14 protein-coding genes and 1 riboswitch are annotated in these 16,425 nt (G+C 43.4%); of the genes, 11 read left to right on the plus strand and 3 right to left on the minus strand.

Annotated elements, in window-relative coordinates:
- Positions 1 to 11: 11 nt before the first annotated feature.
- Positions 12 to 200: a YvrJ family protein gene (locus B9Y89_RS07020; RefSeq protein WP_085522525.1), complete on the plus strand. Its 189-nt coding sequence runs from the start codon at positions 12 to 14 to the stop codon at positions 198 to 200.
- Between the two features lie 5 nt (positions 201 to 205).
- Complete coding sequence (locus tag B9Y89_RS18755) at positions 206 to 895, plus strand: N-acetylmuramoyl-L-alanine amidase (RefSeq protein ID WP_176222138.1); 690 nt, start codon at positions 206 to 208, stop codon at positions 893 to 895.
- A 198-nt stretch (positions 896 to 1,093) separates the two neighbouring features.
- Here B9Y89_RS18755 and B9Y89_RS07030 read toward each other — a convergent pair whose 3' ends face one another.
- Entirely contained in the window at positions 1,094 to 1,615 is a 522-nt protein-coding gene (locus B9Y89_RS07030) for an SWIM zinc finger family protein (protein WP_085522526.1), read from the minus strand.
- A complete protein-coding gene (locus tag B9Y89_RS07035; protein ID WP_176222139.1) occupies positions 1,615 to 4,626 on the minus strand; it encodes a DEAD/DEAH box helicase in 3,012 nt (1,003 codons plus the stop codon). The genes B9Y89_RS07030 and B9Y89_RS07035 overlap by 1 nt, the downstream gene beginning before the upstream one ends.
- Before the next feature lie 308 nt (positions 4,627 to 4,934).
- Here B9Y89_RS07035 and B9Y89_RS07040 point away from each other — a divergent pair, with 308 nt between their 5' ends.
- The 4 genes from B9Y89_RS07040 to B9Y89_RS07055 all read left to right on the plus strand — a co-directional run bounded on the left by B9Y89_RS07040 (position 4,935) and on the right by B9Y89_RS07055 (position 10,691).
- Positions 4,935 to 6,686 carry an ABC transporter ATP-binding protein gene (locus B9Y89_RS07040; protein WP_085522528.1) on the plus strand — a complete coding sequence of 584 codons (1,752 nt, stop codon included), beginning with the start codon at positions 4,935 to 4,937 and terminating at the stop codon, positions 6,684 to 6,686.
- 1 nt (position 6,687) lies between these two features.
- Positions 6,688 to 8,478: an ABC transporter ATP-binding protein gene (locus tag B9Y89_RS07045; RefSeq protein ID WP_085522529.1), complete on the plus strand. Its 1,791-nt coding sequence runs from the start codon at positions 6,688 to 6,690 to the stop codon at positions 8,476 to 8,478.
- A 241-nt stretch (positions 8,479 to 8,719) separates the two neighbouring features.
- The gene (locus B9Y89_RS07050) at positions 8,720 to 9,727 is read left to right on the plus strand and encodes an LLM class flavin-dependent oxidoreductase (RefSeq protein ID WP_085522530.1); all 1,008 of its coding nucleotides are present in this window, start codon (positions 8,720 to 8,722) and stop codon (positions 9,725 to 9,727) included.
- Positions 9,728 to 9,830: 103 nt separating this feature from the next.
- Entirely contained in the window at positions 9,831 to 10,691 is an 861-nt protein-coding gene (locus B9Y89_RS07055) for a Cof-type HAD-IIB family hydrolase (RefSeq protein ID WP_085522531.1), read from the plus strand.
- 297 nt (positions 10,692 to 10,988) lie between these two features.
- Here the strand turns inward: B9Y89_RS07055 and B9Y89_RS07060 are convergent, their stop codons facing one another.
- Entirely contained in the window at positions 10,989 to 12,284 is a 1,296-nt protein-coding gene (locus B9Y89_RS07060) for an NCS2 family permease (protein ID WP_085522532.1), read from the minus strand.
- 111 nt (positions 12,285 to 12,395) lie between these two features.
- A riboswitch (purine riboswitch) is annotated at positions 12,396 to 12,497 on the minus strand.
- A 188-nt stretch (positions 12,498 to 12,685) separates the two neighbouring features.
- Between B9Y89_RS07060 and B9Y89_RS07065 the strand changes: the two genes are divergently transcribed.
- From B9Y89_RS07065 to B9Y89_RS07085, 5 genes are all read left to right on the plus strand, one after another.
- Positions 12,686 to 13,087: a LiaF transmembrane domain-containing protein gene (locus B9Y89_RS07065; RefSeq protein WP_085522533.1), complete on the plus strand. Its 402-nt coding sequence runs from the start codon at positions 12,686 to 12,688 to the stop codon at positions 13,085 to 13,087.
- A 1-nt stretch (position 13,088) separates the two neighbouring features.
- Entirely contained in the window at positions 13,089 to 13,772 is a 684-nt protein-coding gene (locus B9Y89_RS07070; protein ID WP_085522534.1) for a PspA/IM30 family protein, read from the plus strand.
- A 120-nt stretch (positions 13,773 to 13,892) separates the two neighbouring features.
- Positions 13,893 to 14,732, plus strand: a complete 840-nt coding sequence (gene liaF / locus B9Y89_RS07075) for a cell wall-active antibiotics response protein LiaF (protein ID WP_085522535.1) — start codon at positions 13,893 to 13,895, stop codon at positions 14,730 to 14,732.
- Positions 14,733 to 15,800: a HAMP domain-containing sensor histidine kinase gene (locus B9Y89_RS07080; RefSeq protein ID WP_085522536.1), complete on the plus strand. Its 1,068-nt coding sequence runs from the start codon at positions 14,733 to 14,735 to the stop codon at positions 15,798 to 15,800.
- Entirely contained in the window at positions 15,793 to 16,425 is a 633-nt protein-coding gene (locus tag B9Y89_RS07085; RefSeq protein WP_085522537.1) for a response regulator transcription factor, read from the plus strand. The genes B9Y89_RS07080 and B9Y89_RS07085 overlap by 8 nt, the downstream gene beginning before the upstream one ends.

A 16,425-nucleotide genomic window follows, 5' to 3' on the forward strand; every position in this document is an offset into this window, starting at 1 on the left:
GAGTGAAGATCGTGGAACAATGGTTGTCTCTCATTAGTGATGTTGGTTTTCCGGCTGTTGTGACACTGTATCTGTTGCATCGCATTGAACGAAAGCTGGATACGTTGAATCAATCTATTGTGATGCTTCCGGAACGGATGAAAGAGCAGCCGCTGGCCGTATCGGATGAAACATCGATCGCAAATCTAAGGAAGGGGTGATGATGATGACAATCATCATTGATGCTGGACATGGTGGAAAAGATCCAGGCACTCATGGTTTCGGAGCAAAAGAGAAGGACTGGACGTTAGATGTTTCGCTTTATCAATACCACCGTTTTAAGGAACTTGGCGTTTCCGTATCACTTACGCGAGATCATGATATCACATTAGATTCATCGGAACGCTCTAATATTGTCAAAAACAGTGGCGCTGATTTCTGTATCAGTAACCACTTCAACGCTGGTGGTGGTAGCGGCTGTGAAACGATCCATTCGATATTTACGAATGCCAAACTTGCCGAAAAGCTGGGTCACGGCATTGCGGATGTTGGTGGTATGTCATACCGCAGGACTTATAGTCGAAGAGATCAGAACGGTCTCGATTACTACTACATGCACCGGCTAACTGGAAGAGTTCGAACGATCATTGTTGAATACGGCTTTATCGATAATGAACATGATTATAACCTGTTAAATACATCAAAAGAACGGCAAATCTTTGCGGAAGCTGTAGTCCGTGCAATGTGCAATTGGATCGGAGCCGACTACCGAAAGCCCGAGCATGTAAAACAGTCCGTAGATATGAGCGGCACGTTTTATAGAGTGCAAGTGGGTGCCTTTAAGAAACGACAGAATGCGGATGAACTCAAAGATGAGTTACAGCATAAAGGTTACCAGGCGATTGTGAAGGGTTAAGGGAATATAAGGAGACGGGTGGAGGCATCTCTTGGTTGAGATGTCTTTTTTTACTTTAACTGATTTAATTCCTTTTCTATCTCAACATCCAGTTGACTTAAAAGGTTATTGTACTAATTTCATATTTTAAATCAGTCATCCCTTTTGACTTCATAGTATACCCTGAGCTGCATCAGCAGGATGATGCAGCTTACATCATTATTGATTTTTAAATGCATCCCGGACGCATTGTCTGATATCACGAAAATCTTGACTTGGTTTGTGCGTGCCATGGGTGCGCCAGTTTTTGATAAGCGTATCAATCGCTGCTGGTTGATTTAGTTGTTCATGCAAACGATCTTGATTTGGGTTAGCTTTCGATTTTCGATGGTCTGTTGATACCATCTGAAGGTCATTCATATGTTCCAGCCAGTACAAGACCGCGGCGACGATGTGTTTGCATACTCTGGCATCGTCAGGGCAATCACAGCCGAACATGACGTTGTTGACGACATAATCTGGGGTTGTCGTTAGCCGCAGCATGACTTGATAGGTGTAGGCGCGGCTGCCTTGAACAGCAGCCATGGCCTCCCGCCCATAATCATTAAGATGAAAGGATTCAACACTACCGCTTTTGTATAAGCGTCTTCCGCGGGTTAAACGGCTATCATCAGCTAAATCCAAACAATCATTTTCAAGACGTTCTTTGACCCCTCTAAGTCTTATCGATCCACGATTCATTAAAGATCAACCTTTTCTCGTAATTGAACCAGTTCGTAAATTTCCTGGTCGTTCATTTCTGTTAACCACTGATCCCCTTGACCAAGGATATTTTCTGTTAATGCCTTTTTGCTATCAATAAGCTCGTCAATTCGCTTCTCTAGTGTGCCTTCACAGATTAATTTATAGACTTCGACATTTTTGTATTGGCCGATCCGGTACGAGCGGTCGGTTGCTTGTTCTTCAACCGCCGGATTCCACCAACGATCAAAGTGGATGACGTGATTCGCTTCGGTTAAATTTAAACCTAGTCCACCAGCCCTTAATGATAAAATCAGGACTTTTTTCTGTGTACTTGGGTCTTGAAAATGATCAACGACGGTCTGACGTTTTTTTGCATTAAGCTGTCCATGGAAAAACGCGACCTGAGCATCCGGATATTGATGTTCGATTGTGCTTTGAATCATATGGCCCATGCGAACGTACTGCGTGAACACAAGGACATTTTCATCTTCGGCCATTAAAGGATCTAGAATGTTAAAAAAGGCGGACAACTTGCCGGATGATATGAGATCAGGTTGGGCGTCTGTCTGTACCAAGGCTGGGTGATTGCAAATTTGTTTCAGCCGATTTAAGGAAGTTAATATTAGACCGCGCCGTTTCATGCCTGCTGTTTCTTCAATTTGTTCCATAAGATTTTCAACGGTTTTTTGATAAAGGGACGCTTGCTGTGGTGCGAGATGACACGTCATTTTGTGTTCACCTTTATCAGGCAAGTCTTTGATAATCCGCCGATCTGTTTTCTTCCGCCGTAAAATAAATGGATGAATTAATTTCTGCAACACGGTTGTTTTCACATCATTTTGATGTTTTTCGATTGGCGTAATAAATTGCTCACGAAAATCGGTTAGCGAGCCAAAATAACCAGGATTGAGAAACTGCATAATCGACCAAAGCTCTTCAAGTTTATTCTCAATGGGTGTACCTGTTAAGGCTAGACGGTGTTTGCCTTCAAGCTGCCGGATCGCTTGAGTTTTTTTCGCTGATGGATTCTTGATCGTCTGCGCTTCATCAATGATAATGTTGTTCCAACCCATGGCCTTGAACGTAGCGATGTCTTTGGCTATCAACGAGTAACTCGTCAGAATCACATTGTACTGCGGTCCTTCCTTTGCAAATGAGTCCGGCCCCATACGCTCTGGTCCGTGATGAATACTGACGCTTAGAGATGGCGCAAATGTGTGTAACTCATTGGCCCAGTTACGGATTAGCGACGTCGGACAAATAATTAATGCGGGCTCTCCGCGTTTGATTGTTTTCAACAAGTACGTAATGGTTTGAATCGTTTTTCCGAGCCCCATATCATCAGCAAGGCAGCCGCCAATCTTTTTATCATATAAATGAACCAGCCATTGATAACCTTTCTTCTGGTAAGGTCGTAGATCACCGTAAAAGTTCCGGGGTTTCTGATACGTTTTACCTTTAAGTTCCGTTAGTGATTGTAAGTAATCATTCATTTTTTCCGGTGTGTGGATATTGAATTGAACATCTGTGTCATCACCTTGCAAAGATGTTGCTCTTAACGCATCCCACCCGGTTGTCTGGGATTGTTTTCCCTCAACTTGTTTGAGCGTTTCATAGGCCTTTTGAACCGCTTCTAAGGGGAGTTCAATCCATTCATCCCCTGACTTGATGATCTGTTGCTGTCGTTCCATCAATTGTTGAAACTCATCATAGGACATGTCCGCATCCCCTAACGAGATGCGCCAGTCAAAATCGACAATGGTCGACAAATCAAAATGGGATACGTCCGTATCAATATTTAAGTCAAGTTGAACCGGTTGCTTAAGTTTACTTAATTTCATCCATGACGGGAACTTAAGTTGAATGCCCGCTTGAGCCAGATCGTCTTTATCCGCGTTTAACCGGAGCACACGATCCGTTGAAAAGAAGCACAATGATTTAAACTGGGAGAGCTCCATATATAAGGATGGATGACGGTCTTTTATTGGCTGGATAGCATTCATGAACCATATCGAATGATCGGGATGGTTGCTAAGAAACGTATCTAAATCATAGGTGCCGCTTTCGCCATCTTGAGTCCCAGTCACTTTAACATCTAATGCCCACTCAGTATGTCCGGAAAACGGTTCCTGATCATCATCGGGTTCTAGACGCCATTCTATAACTTCTGGTTGAATGACTGCTTCAAAGTGCTTTTCTTTAAACGTTTTCAAATGTTTTAAAGCTTGAAGGTTGGCTCCTGTTAAAAAGCTCTTGCTGTGTTCATTAACGGTGGCTTCTAGCCTAGCCAACGACGATTGATCATCTTTTGTGTCAGTGGTAGCCAAAGTTTGGTCGTCCGTTGACATTAATGCATTTAACCATCGCGAATACGCATCTTGCTGGTTTTGGCCCTGCATGGGGTTGGACGTGCCTAATGATTGGTTGATCAGTTGATGCGCAAATGTGTCAATCACGAGATAGAGCCACTGGTTGAGTGTTAACGGTTCTAGGAGTGCGGGTGTTAATACTTGTTGCGGCATACCTTTAAGCCACTCCTGCTGAACACGGCTTTCTGTTAAGATGCGATGGTCCAGTAACCAATGACTGAAATAATGAAGGTGATGATCTGGACCAAAGTGGGTGATCATCGGAAAAAAGTGTCCCTCTGCCAACATCGGTTGAATGCTATGAAGCATGTTGTCAAAATAGTTGAAGGATTCGCCATACCTAAATTGCCTTGTCAAACTGTCATGAAACCAATGGTTGGTTAACAATCGCTGAATTGCTGTCATGGACAAACATAAGCCGGTAATGTGATCTGAACGTTCATCCGAACGAATCGTCAAGGTCGTTTGATTAGGCTGTTCATTATCAAAAACCTCCCGCCATTCCGGACGATCAAGCAAGTGAAAATATAAGTTATTATTTTTCTGAGGTCTAGGTTTGCCGCGCCCGTCGGTTAGCCAAACAAAACATTTACCGTCACCCGGCAATTGCGGTACAAAGGTCATCTCTAAGCGGTCCATAATTCCACACCTTAACGGAAAATTCTTGTTACAATATAACATGAATCATAAGGATGTGTCTTATTAAAAATAGTGGTTGTTCAATAGGTATTCTGTTCTTTAATATTTCTGTTCTATAGATCGTGAAAATCAGGGACGTTAGAGGGATTGACGCTTTACTTTCCGTCGCTATTTTCAGTATAATATCAACGTTAGCAATTTTACTGATATTAAAATTCAAAAATAGAAACAGCTGGGTCATGCCATGGGTTGGGTTTGATGTCCATGGTATTTTCCTATGTCTTTATAGGCAGTTTGGGGGTATGGGTATGAAAATTTTTGCGGATCTTGTGTGGTATTTTAAAGAAAAAAAGTGGATGTATCTATGTGGGGCTGTTCTCTTGATGTGCTCAAGTTTCATGTCCATGGTTCCGCCTTATATTGTTGGCGTCATTGTCGATGACATTAGACTTGATACATTAACTGGGACAAATCTCATGATGTGGCTCGTGATTTTACTTGGATCAGGGCTAGCAGCTTATGGATTTGGCTATGGGTGGCGTTTGCTGATTTTTGGTTCGGCCATCAACTTAGCACAGCAATTACGTGATCGTCTTTATCAACATTTTACTAACATGTCATCGAAATTCTTTGGCAGGCGTCGGATCGGCGACTTAATGGCGCATTCCACGAATGATGTTAAGGCTGTCCAAGAAGCAGCAGGTGAGGGCATCTTAATGTTGGTCGACTCAATTACGATGGGAGCTATGGTCATTGTCACGATGGCCGTTGTGATTGATTGGCGTTTGGCTATCATTGCGCTGATTCCGATGCCGTTTATGGCCTGGGCAATCAGTCATTATGGTTCGCTACTTCATAAGCATTTTCATAAAGCGCAGGAAGCCTTTGCTGACTTAAATGATAAAGTTCAGGAGAATGTCTCAGGTGTTCGCGTCATTAAAGCGTTTGGTGAGGAACAAGCGGAACAGCATTCATTTCGGGAGCAATCGGAAGATGTGGTTAATAAAAATATTTCCGTAGCCAAGGTGGATGCTCTCTTTGATCCAACGATCACATTGATTGTGGGTTTATCTTATTTTTTGACCCTCGTTTTCGGAGCGGTCTTTGTGGTTCATCAAACGATGACAATTGGTGAATTGACGAGTTTTACACTCTATTTAGGACAGTTGGTCTGGCCGATGCTGGCCTTTGGCCTTCTGTTCAACATCGTTGAGCGTGGCCGGGCCTCTTATGACCGGATTCATCATCTTCTACAAGTTAAACCCGATATTGTTGACCGCGATAACGCCTTGGATCAAGTCCCGAGTGGTCACATCTCTTATGATATACGGGGATTTCATTATGATGCGGATATGCCTGCAGCATTAAGCGACATCCATTTTGCTTTGGCCCAAGGCCAAACGTTAGGGATTGTTGGCAGAACAGGTAGTGGAAAATCGACACTGCTTAAGTTGCTGCTGCGTGAAGATGATGGAATAGACGGCGATATTAAAATTGGAGGAACATCCATTTATGATTATAAGGTGGACAGACTTCGAGAAGCGATCGGCTATGTGCCGCAAGATCATTTCCTATTTTCGGCAACGGTTGGTGAAAATATCGCATTTGCACATCCTGATGCAACGAGGGATGAAATTATAAGAGCAGCAAACATCGCTCATATTCACGAGGATATCATGAATTTTGCTGATGGCTACGAAACGGTTGTCGGGGAACGGGGTGTCACGATGTCGGGAGGTCAAAAGCAACGGATATCCATTGCTCGAGCCTTGCTCGTCAATCCAGAAATCCTTGTTTTGGATGACGCCCTGTCAGCGGTTGATGCACGTACTGAGGAAGGGATTTTAGCCTCATTAAAGAGTCATAGACAAAATAAAACAACGTTGATCTCAGCTCACCGTCTTAGTGCCATTCAACACGCTGATCTCATCATTGTTCTTGATGATGGGCGTATCATTGAGCGCGGTACGCATGAAAGCTTGATGACCGATGACCGTTGGTACGCAACGATGTACCGCCGACAACAACTAGAATCCTTTGTAGCCAGAGGAGGAATGTAAAGTGTCTCAATTTTATACGACTGAAAAGCTATCGAAGGATAACGTGCTCCGCCGCTTGCTAGGTTATGCTAAGCCGCACAAGAAAACGTTAGTGGGAGCATTTATTCTTTTAATATTGGCTACTGCTGCCGACGTACTCGGTCCGATTCTTGCTAAAGTATTTATCGATAGCTATTTAACACCGCGTGATTTTGACTGGGGAGCTTTAGCGGGTCTAGGCATAGCTTTTGTTTTACTCTATGTTGGTTCATCTGTTTGTAATTATTTCCAATTAATAACTTTTCAGAAAGTCGCACTAAGAATCGTGCAACAGCTTCGTGTGGATGTGTTTAATCAAGTTCAACGGCTGGGATTGGCCTTTTTTGATAAGACCCCTGGTGGCAGTTTGATCTCGCGGATGACAAACGATACCGAGGAGATTAAGGAATTTTTCGTGACTGTGCTGTCAACGATCTTGCAAAGCTCTGTATTCATGATTGGGATATTCATCGGGATGTTTGCATTGAATGTGAGGGTCGCTCTTTTTTGCTTGATCATTCTTCCAATCTTATTTGTTTTAATGTATCTCTATCGGCGACTCAGTTCCGCCGTATTTCGGCTAGCCAGGGGAAAGTTAAGCGAACTCAACGCAAGATTAAATGAATCGCTTCAAGGCATGAACATGATTCAAGCGATGCGCCAAGAAAAGCGACTGCGCAAGGAATTTGCGGCAATTAATTTGGAACATAGAAATGCCGAACGTAAAAATATTAGTTTAAATAGCTTACTGCTGCGACCGGCTGTCCAAATGATTTACGTGATTGGACTTGTGGTTGTTCTCAGTTATTTTGGTGTCCAATCGTTTGATGCCGCTGTTTCAGTTGGTGTCATTTACGCGTTTGCGAACTACTTGGATCGTTTCTTTGAGCCGGTAAATGATTTAATGCAACAATTGAAACATTTTCAGCAAGCGACCGTGTCAGCTGAACGTGTCTTTGGCCTTTTAGATGAGACAACGGTGGCCCCAGTTAAGTCTGGATTGAAGGAGGAACAACCGGCTATCAGTGACGGGAAAATTGAATTTAACAATGTGACGTTTTCCTATGACGGCAAGACCAATGTGCTTAAGAACATTACATTTGCTGCAAATCCTGGTGAGACCGTTGCGCTTGTTGGACATACCGGCAGCGGAAAAAGCTCGATTACAAATTTATTAATGCGCTTTTATCCGATAGAAAAGGGTGACATCACGATTGATGGTACGTCGCTAATGGCCTATGATGACAGTGAATTGCGCCGGAAAGTCGGTCTGGTGTTGCAGGATCCATTTGTATTCTCAGGAGATGTCGCTTCCAATGTGAGATTAAGCCGCCAAGATATCTCTGATGAGGACGTGGCAGCGGCCGCAAGATTTGTTCAAGCTGATGATTTTATACAAAAATTGCCGAACACTTATGATGAGCCCATCCCGGAACGGGGATCGATGTTTTCGAGCGGTGAACGTCAACTATTGTCCTTTGCTAGAACTATGGCGATTGATCCTAAAATTCTCGTTCTGGATGAAGCAACGGCCAACGTTGATACCGAAACGGAAGAAGCCATTCAAACGGCTTTGTCAAAAATGCGCAAAGGCCGGACAACGATTGCGATTGCTCATAGGTTATCGACCATCCAAGACGCTGATAAAATCCTAGTCTTACACAACGGCGAAATTGTCGAAAGCGGCAACCATCAGGATTTATTGGCGCAAGAAGGCCTGTACCATAAGATGTATCTCCTGCAGCAAGGGGAAAGTGACCCTTCGGTTGTATGATTAATTTGAGGCATCGCTTCGTCAAAATACTTCGCTTGCTGCGGGCACGGCCTCAGCTAAAACTTGCTTTCATATAGTATCCTGTTTTAGATTTGTCCCAGCATCTCAGAAAGAAGTTTATAAATTCAGAATTATGCCGCGTTGTAAAGGTCAGATTCATACAAAGTTTACTTCGAGCACATTCCAAGCGTAATATCATTTTAGGCGCATATAATGATAGGTGAGAAAGGGTGATCAGGCTATGGTAAAACTGAGTGTGCTCGATCAATCACCGATACCTAAAGACAAAACCGCCGCACAGGCATTGGCGGATACCGCGCGTTTAGCACAGGAAACTGAGACATTAGGTTTCCACCGCTTTTGGGTTTCTGAACATCACTTCACGTCAAGTTTAGCAGGATCAAGCCCAGAGGTGCTAATCAGTCATTTGGGTGCCAAAACATCGCGACTGCGTATTGGTTCCGGTGGTGTCATGCTGCCGCATTATAGTGCCTATAAAGTTGCCGAAAATTTCAAGGTTTTAGAGGGACTATACCCTAATCGCATTGACTTAGGGCTTGGCCGTGCACCAGGCGGGATGCCACTTGCGACACAAGCATTACAAGAAGGAAAAATGACAAACATCGATCAATATCCTGGACAGCTTGATGATTTGATGACGTATACGTACGACCTTGCAGATGACAATCACCGCTTTCGAGGGCTGAAGGCCACACCACAGCTAGAAACAACGCCCGAGATGTGGCTCTTAGGTTCCAGTGGGGGCAGCGCCATGTTAGCCGCCCAGCGCGGAGCTGGATACGCGTTTGCTCAATTCATTAACGGTGAAGGCGGCGCCGAAATTGTCCGCTGGTATCAGAATCGTTTTCAGCCATCCATCATTAATGACCAACCGCAGACGCTGGTGGCCATCTTTGCCATCTGTGGTGAAACGGAGGATGAAGCCGAGCGACTGGCTTCAGCGCTTGATTTGTCTCTGTTACTGATAGAAAAAGGTGAAAGAAAGAAAGCTCCTTCAGTCGAAGATGCGATGAACTATCCATATTCACCTTATGACCGCTACCGCATTCAGGAAAACCGGAAGCGGATGATTGTCGGTACAAAGGATAAGGTTAAAGAGCAAATGACAGCGTTAAGCCAACTCTACAATACGGATGAATTGATGCTCGTGTCGCTTATCCCGGATATTGAAGCTAAGATCAATTCTTATCGTCTCATTGCGGAAGCCTTTGCATCGGAAATGGAATAATATATGATAAAGAGAGCAGGCTGCGGCTTGCTCTTTTGTTGCAAAAACCAATACATATCTATAAACGATCAACTAAAAAGACAATATACAGGAGCCTGGTGACATGATTAATTGTATTGCTATTGATATGGACGGAACCTTGCTTAACAATAAACATGTGATTAGTGAGGAAAATGCAGCCGCTATTAGGGAAGCGCGATCTAAGGGTGTCGAGATCGTGATTGCGACGGGACGTTCCAACCCTGAGGCCGATTATGTACTTGATGAGGCGGGTTTGAGTTTACCAAAGATATGTGTCAACGGCGCCGATGTTCGACATCCTGACGGCAGTGAAGTCAGCAGTACGCCGCTCGGCACGGAGTTAGTTCAATCCGCTCGCAACATTTTACAAGCAAGCGACATTTACTATGAAGTTTATACAAACAATGGAACCTATACTAACGATCGCGATAAAGCCTTGTCACTTATCGTGGATATTTTCATGAGTGCTGACCCTGAGCATGACTATCAAGAAGTTGTCCGCGGTGCCAGGCGCCGGTTAGAGGAAGGGCGAATTCAAGTCATTGACGATTATGACTCCGTTTTAGGCCGCAGTGACATTAAAGTTTTTAAATTACTGGCTTTCTCATTGGATCAAGCCAAAACCACCAAGGCTCAGGAACAGATCAATCGTTTAACATCAATTGCTGTCAGTTCATCAGGTTATGATAATCTGGAAATCACAGCTAAGCAGGCGCAGAAAGGTGTCGCTTTACAAACATTTGCTGAAGCAAGACAGATCCCGTTGGAACAAGTGGCGGCTATAGGTGACAACTATAATGACATCAGTATGTTCCAAACTGCGGGTACAGCTGTTGCGATGGGCAATGCGAATGATGATATTCGGAATGAAGCCGACTGGGTAACAGCGACCAATGACAATAATGGCGTCGCACAGGCGATTTTAAGATTGATGAATCCATGACATTCACTTAATTATTAAGGCTAGGGTTTTTTTTACCCTTCGTTGATTGGAGAGGAAGGCGTTCGAGGTTCGGAACACTGAAACTTAGTGTGTTCCTCAACGCCGCTTACTCAAGAAGCCTTTACTAGCGTCCTGCGGGAAAGGCAACAGCTGAAGACCTCGCTGAAGTGTTGCCCGCGGCAAGCGAAGGATTTTGATGAAGCAACGACAGAAATGCTATTTTCAACAAATCATCCGAACTGATTAATCAGTTCGGATGGATTCTGTGACTCATATACTTTTTTCCTAGCCTTGTATCTAGACGAAAGCAAAATAAAGGATGAAAATCACAAACAGTACATACATAATCGGATGAATGTCTTTGTGCTTCTTCACAGCAAGCATGGTGAGTGGATAGATGATCAGGCCAAGCGCCACACCGTTTGCAACACTGTAGGTTAACGGCATCATGATAATCGTGATGAATGCGGGAATGGCATAATGCAGTTCATCCCAACGAATTTCTTTAATTTGGGCTGCCATGAGCGAGCCAACAATGATTAAGGCTGGGGCTGTGACAGCGGAAGTGACAACGGCAATTAAAGGTGAAAATAGTAAGGATAACGCAAATAAGATCGCAATGACGATGGCCGTGAATCCTGTCCGCCCGCCAGCGGCGATGCCCGCTGTAGACTCAATGAACGATGCGGTTGTCGACGTCCCGGTAATCGAACCAAATGTTGAAGCTAAGCTGTCGGATAAGAGGACACGTCCGGCGTTTGGAATTTCATTATTTTTGTTGACCAAGCCTGCCTTACTGGCAATGGCGATTAGCGTTCCTGCCGTATCAAAGAAAGCCACGAATAAGAAGGTGAATATGACCGTCAGCATATCCTTAGAGAAAATATCGGGGATATGGTCGAAAACAACGCCGAAAGTCGGTGCCATACTAGGGACCGCCCCAATGATCTGCTTCGGTGCATCAATCACGCCGGTCAAGATACCGACAATCGTGGTAATAATGATCCCAAAGAAGATGGCGCCCCGGAAACCGCGAACCATCATAAGGACGATGAGAATAAATCCTAAAATGGCGAGTAGTGCATTCGGCTTAGTCAAATCACCAAGTGTGACCAATGTACTTTCGTTGGCTTTAATGATCCCTGCACTTTTCAAACCAATTAAAGCAATAAAAAAACCAATCCCGCCTGATACAGCGAATTTTAAATCCTGTGGAATGGCGTTAACGATTTTTTCACGGATTTTTAATAAGCTAAGGATCAGAAATAATATAGCTGCGATGAACACACCCGTGAGTGCATTTTCCCAAGGGATGCCTAAATTAATAACAACAGAATAAGTGAAGAATGAGTTCAGCCCCATACTAGGTGCGACACCAATAGGAAAATTCGCTAAAATCCCCATTAAAAGACAGCCGAAGACAATCGTAAGCCCGGTGGCTGTAAAAACAGCACCTTTATCCATTCCAGCATCGCTAAGGACAATGGGATTAACAATCATAATATAGGCCATAGCGAGAAAGGTTGTAACCCCTGCTAACGTCTCCTGTTTGAGATTGGTCCCGCGTTCATTAAATTTAAAAAAAGCGTTCATTTGACTCCCAATCCCTCCTTTTAAAATTGTCCCGATAAACGAAAAAGCTTCAGTAAGGAATGCTTACCGAAGCTTTGCGAATAAGGGGGCGTAACAGGGAAAAGTGATTCTTTTACCTGACGCACACCTTGTAGCAAAGCCATTTACGGTAGCTTCGTAGAAACGTTCAAGCCTTATTCTCGAACATATACAAGGATATTTTGTTTTGGCTGACAATAATTTATTCTAACAACTCGTCTTAAAGACCGTCAATCTTTTTTTATAACCACTTTTTAGAAAGCTGAACAATCCAGTCGTATACGACTTAAGACCAAGGTCTTATGCCAAAACTCTTCTCTAGTACGTTATGGGAAATCTTGATTTTTCTTAAACTATAACTAGTTAGCAAAGGAGGGAAGCATATGACGGGTAAAGTTGTAGCAGGTCTCATTTTACTCACCTTAGGGATCATCACATTATTTGGCATGCTCGGTATTCACCTTGGTGGGATCATATCGCTCATCTTAGGCGTTGTCCTTACCTATTATGGTTGGAAGCACATCCAGAATCAGCACCCCATATTGGGTTGGATTGTTTTGATTATCGGCTTGATGCTGTTAGTCGGTTCACTGCCATTCATGATTGCTGCGGTTCTTTCAATCGGATGTATCTATCTTGGTTGGCGGTTGATGAAACACCCAGATAACCGTGACAAGCCAGCTGCAGAAGGACCGGAAGTCGATATTCACTTTGACGATCACAATGACAATGGGGAACATTTTGATATGGAATGGAATAAAATCATGAAAAATAGGGGGCATTAACATGGTATTTAAAAGGATTCGTGATATAGTGGTAGCGTCGGTGAACGATGGTTTGGATAAAGTGGAAAATCCTGTTGTGATGTTAAATCAATATCTCAGAGATATGGAAACAGAATTAGCAAAAGCGAAGGACTCCGTTGTCAAACAACAGATGATTGAAAAAGGCTTTGAAAAGCAAATGGAACAGGCCATTGAAAAGACAAGCAAACGGCAAAGACAAGCACAATTAGCGTTTGATGCCGGTGAAGAGCAACTGGCGCGCAAAGCACTTGGTGAGATGAAGCATTACGAAGCTAAAGTTGATTATTATAAAGATTTGTATCAAAAAGCCTCACAACAAGTCGCAGAGTTAAAATCGCAATTGGAAGAACTCCAAGAGAAGTTCCAACAGTTGAAAGATCAAAAACATGCTTTAGTCGCAAGGGCCAATGCTGCTAGAGCCAAAGAACATATGCAATATTCTATGGAGAATGTGCATTCAGAAAGTGCCTTTACGGAATTCCAGCGACTTGAAGATCGTATTATGGAAATGGAGCTCCGTGTGGATACGGGCTATACAAGTCAGTGGTCAAGTGATCATAGTAGTAACATGCACTTAGAATACGCTGATGATGTTGAACATGAAATCGAAAAAATGAGACAGAAGAAAACAAAGCATGATGATACTGCTTTGGATGAGGCGTAGGAAATAGGGCAAGAACTTAGGTGGCGGCTGACCGCCTCCTAAGGCAACTTGTATTCACATTTCAGACCCAAAGGTTGATACAATAGGTAAAGACAGACACTTTAGAAGGGAGGCGATGTGATGCGGCGATCAGGCAATCAGTATATAGGAATCATTATCATTATAATTGGGACGATTATTTTTCTTAACGTTGTTGGCATTGGCGGCATGTTGGTAGGACCAGCATTCCTCGTACTTATTGGTGTGCTTAGTTATCATTATGGTCATCGTTATATTGCTTACACGTTTTTTATATTAGGAATCATCGCCTTCGCTAATCATTTTCTGAACATAGATATCGGTGGATTGGTGGTGGCCTGTCTCTTTATTTATTTCGGTTATCGTTTATTAAGCGGGAAAAGTAAAGGTAAGAGAACGGATAAAAAATATAAGAAGGCCAAACATTCGAATAGTGCGACAGAAATGAAGGAAGACGACGATGACTGGATCGATAAGGAAATTGAGCAATTAAAAAAGGAACGCCGGCGTGCAGAAGAACGAGCACAAAAGACGAAAAAGACGGTTGGTTATGATCATGTGACTGTGACTACACCGAAAATCAGAAGTGCGCTAATCGGTGACTTACGTTTGATGAATCAACGTTTTGAACTAGATGACATGAATATCTGGCATGGGGTCGGCGATGTAAAAATCGATTTAACAAAGGCGATCATTTCAGAAGGTGAAACCGTCATTATGATTAATGGATGGGTCGGTGATATTGATGTTTATATTCCCTATGACTTGGACGTTGCAGTGAATGCATCGGTCACGATTGGTGACCTTGAGGTGATGGGTCATAATCAAGGCGGCATCAATCGTCACTTGTCTCTCCAAACAAAAGACTATCCAACATCAACCCGTCAAGTGAAACTGATTCTATCCCTATTTATCGGTGACATCGATGTGAGGTATTTATAGATGGGGCAGAAGAAATTGACGAATATCCAATGGCGCATGCTGCGTTTTGGCCTGTGGATAGCAGTCATATCCGCACTATTGACAGTTGGTATGATCTACTCAACTCATCATTTGGATCCTGAATTTTTACTAACTGGACGATGGCTGCTTATACCGTTTGCTATGTGGTTACTGGTGATTGCATTAGTGATTGGCGGTATCTCTGGTTATATTTATGGTAATTTGTTAAAAAAACGACTCGAACGTCTCGCAGAATCCATTTTAAAGTATGAGCGAGGCGATTTCACTTATAGGGTTCCAGAGTTAGGCGAGGATGAAATAGGAATGGTCGCTGAACATTTGAACCAAATGGCCGTTCAAATTGAAAAACAAGTGGCTTCCTTACAAAAACTGTCGTCTGAGAAGGCAGAGTGGAATGAGCAAATGAAAAAGGCGGCAGTCACGGAAGAACGACAGCGTCTGGCGCGTGAACTGCATGATGCTGTTAGTCAGCAATTATTTGCTATTTCTATGATGTCATCAGCGATTTTAGAAACAGCTGATGAACAAATGGATGGCCAAGCTGCGCAACAGTTAGGCATGATTGAAAACATGGCGGGCAATGCTCAAAATGAGATGCGCGCATTGTTGCTGCATTTGCGGCCAGCAACTTTGGAAGGGAAAGGTCTAAAGGAAGGGATAGAGGATCTTTTAACAGAGTTTCAAGCTAAGCAATCCCTTAATATGGATTGGCGAATTAATGATATCCCTCGGCTCACCAAAGGTGTTGAGGACCACCTTTTTCGGATTGTCCAAGAAGGTCTATCAAATGTTTTCCGACATTCACAGGCCCAAAAGGTCAGTCTGCGCCTACATGTGTTAAATCGACAACTCCATTTGAAAATCATTGATGATGGTGTGGGATTTTATATGGATGAACAGAAGCGAGCGTCCTATGGTTTGCGTTCGGTTCAAGAACGCGCCCATGAAATTGGGGCTGTTGCTGAAATTGTGTCTTTTCCAGATAAGGGGACACAAATTGAGGTTAAAATACCATTGTTGGAACAAGAGGGGGATGGATATGATTAAAGTCCTGTTAGTCGATGATCATGAAATGGTACGTATGGGCTTATCGGCCTTTTTATCATCACAATCAGATATAAAGGTGGTCGGAGAAGCCTCGGATGGCGAAGAAGGCGTTCAGTTGGCTGCGGAACGCCAACCCGATGTGATATTGATGGATCTCGTTATGGAAGGCATGGATGGGGTTGAAGCAACAAAGGAAATTTGCCGCGTGCAAGATAACCCAAAGATCATTGTGCTAACGAGCTTTATTGATGATGACAAAGTCTATCCTGTAATTGAAGCAGGCGCCATGAGCTATTTATTAAAAACCTCCCGAGCACAGGATATTGCGGAAGCCATACGCTCGGCAATGCGAGGTCAACCAGTGCTTGAGTCGAAGGTGACTGGCAAAGTCTTATCACGCATGCGTGATAAGACGGAGTTCAAGCCGCATGAGGCTCTGACAGAGCGGGAAAAAGAAATTTTATGCTTAATTGCCGATGGCAGAACCAACCAAGAAATATCGGACGAGTTATTTATCGCTATTAAGACTGTCAAGACGCATATCACAAACATTTTGTCCAAATTAGAAGTTGAAGATCGCACTCAAGCCGCTATTTATGCTCATCGCAACCATTTGGCTAAATAA

Origin of the sequence: Tuberibacillus sp. Marseille-P3662 (genome assembly GCF_900178005.1) — a bacterium.
Classification (GTDB): domain Bacteria; phylum Bacillota; class Bacilli; order Bacillales; family Sporolactobacillaceae; genus Marseille-P3662.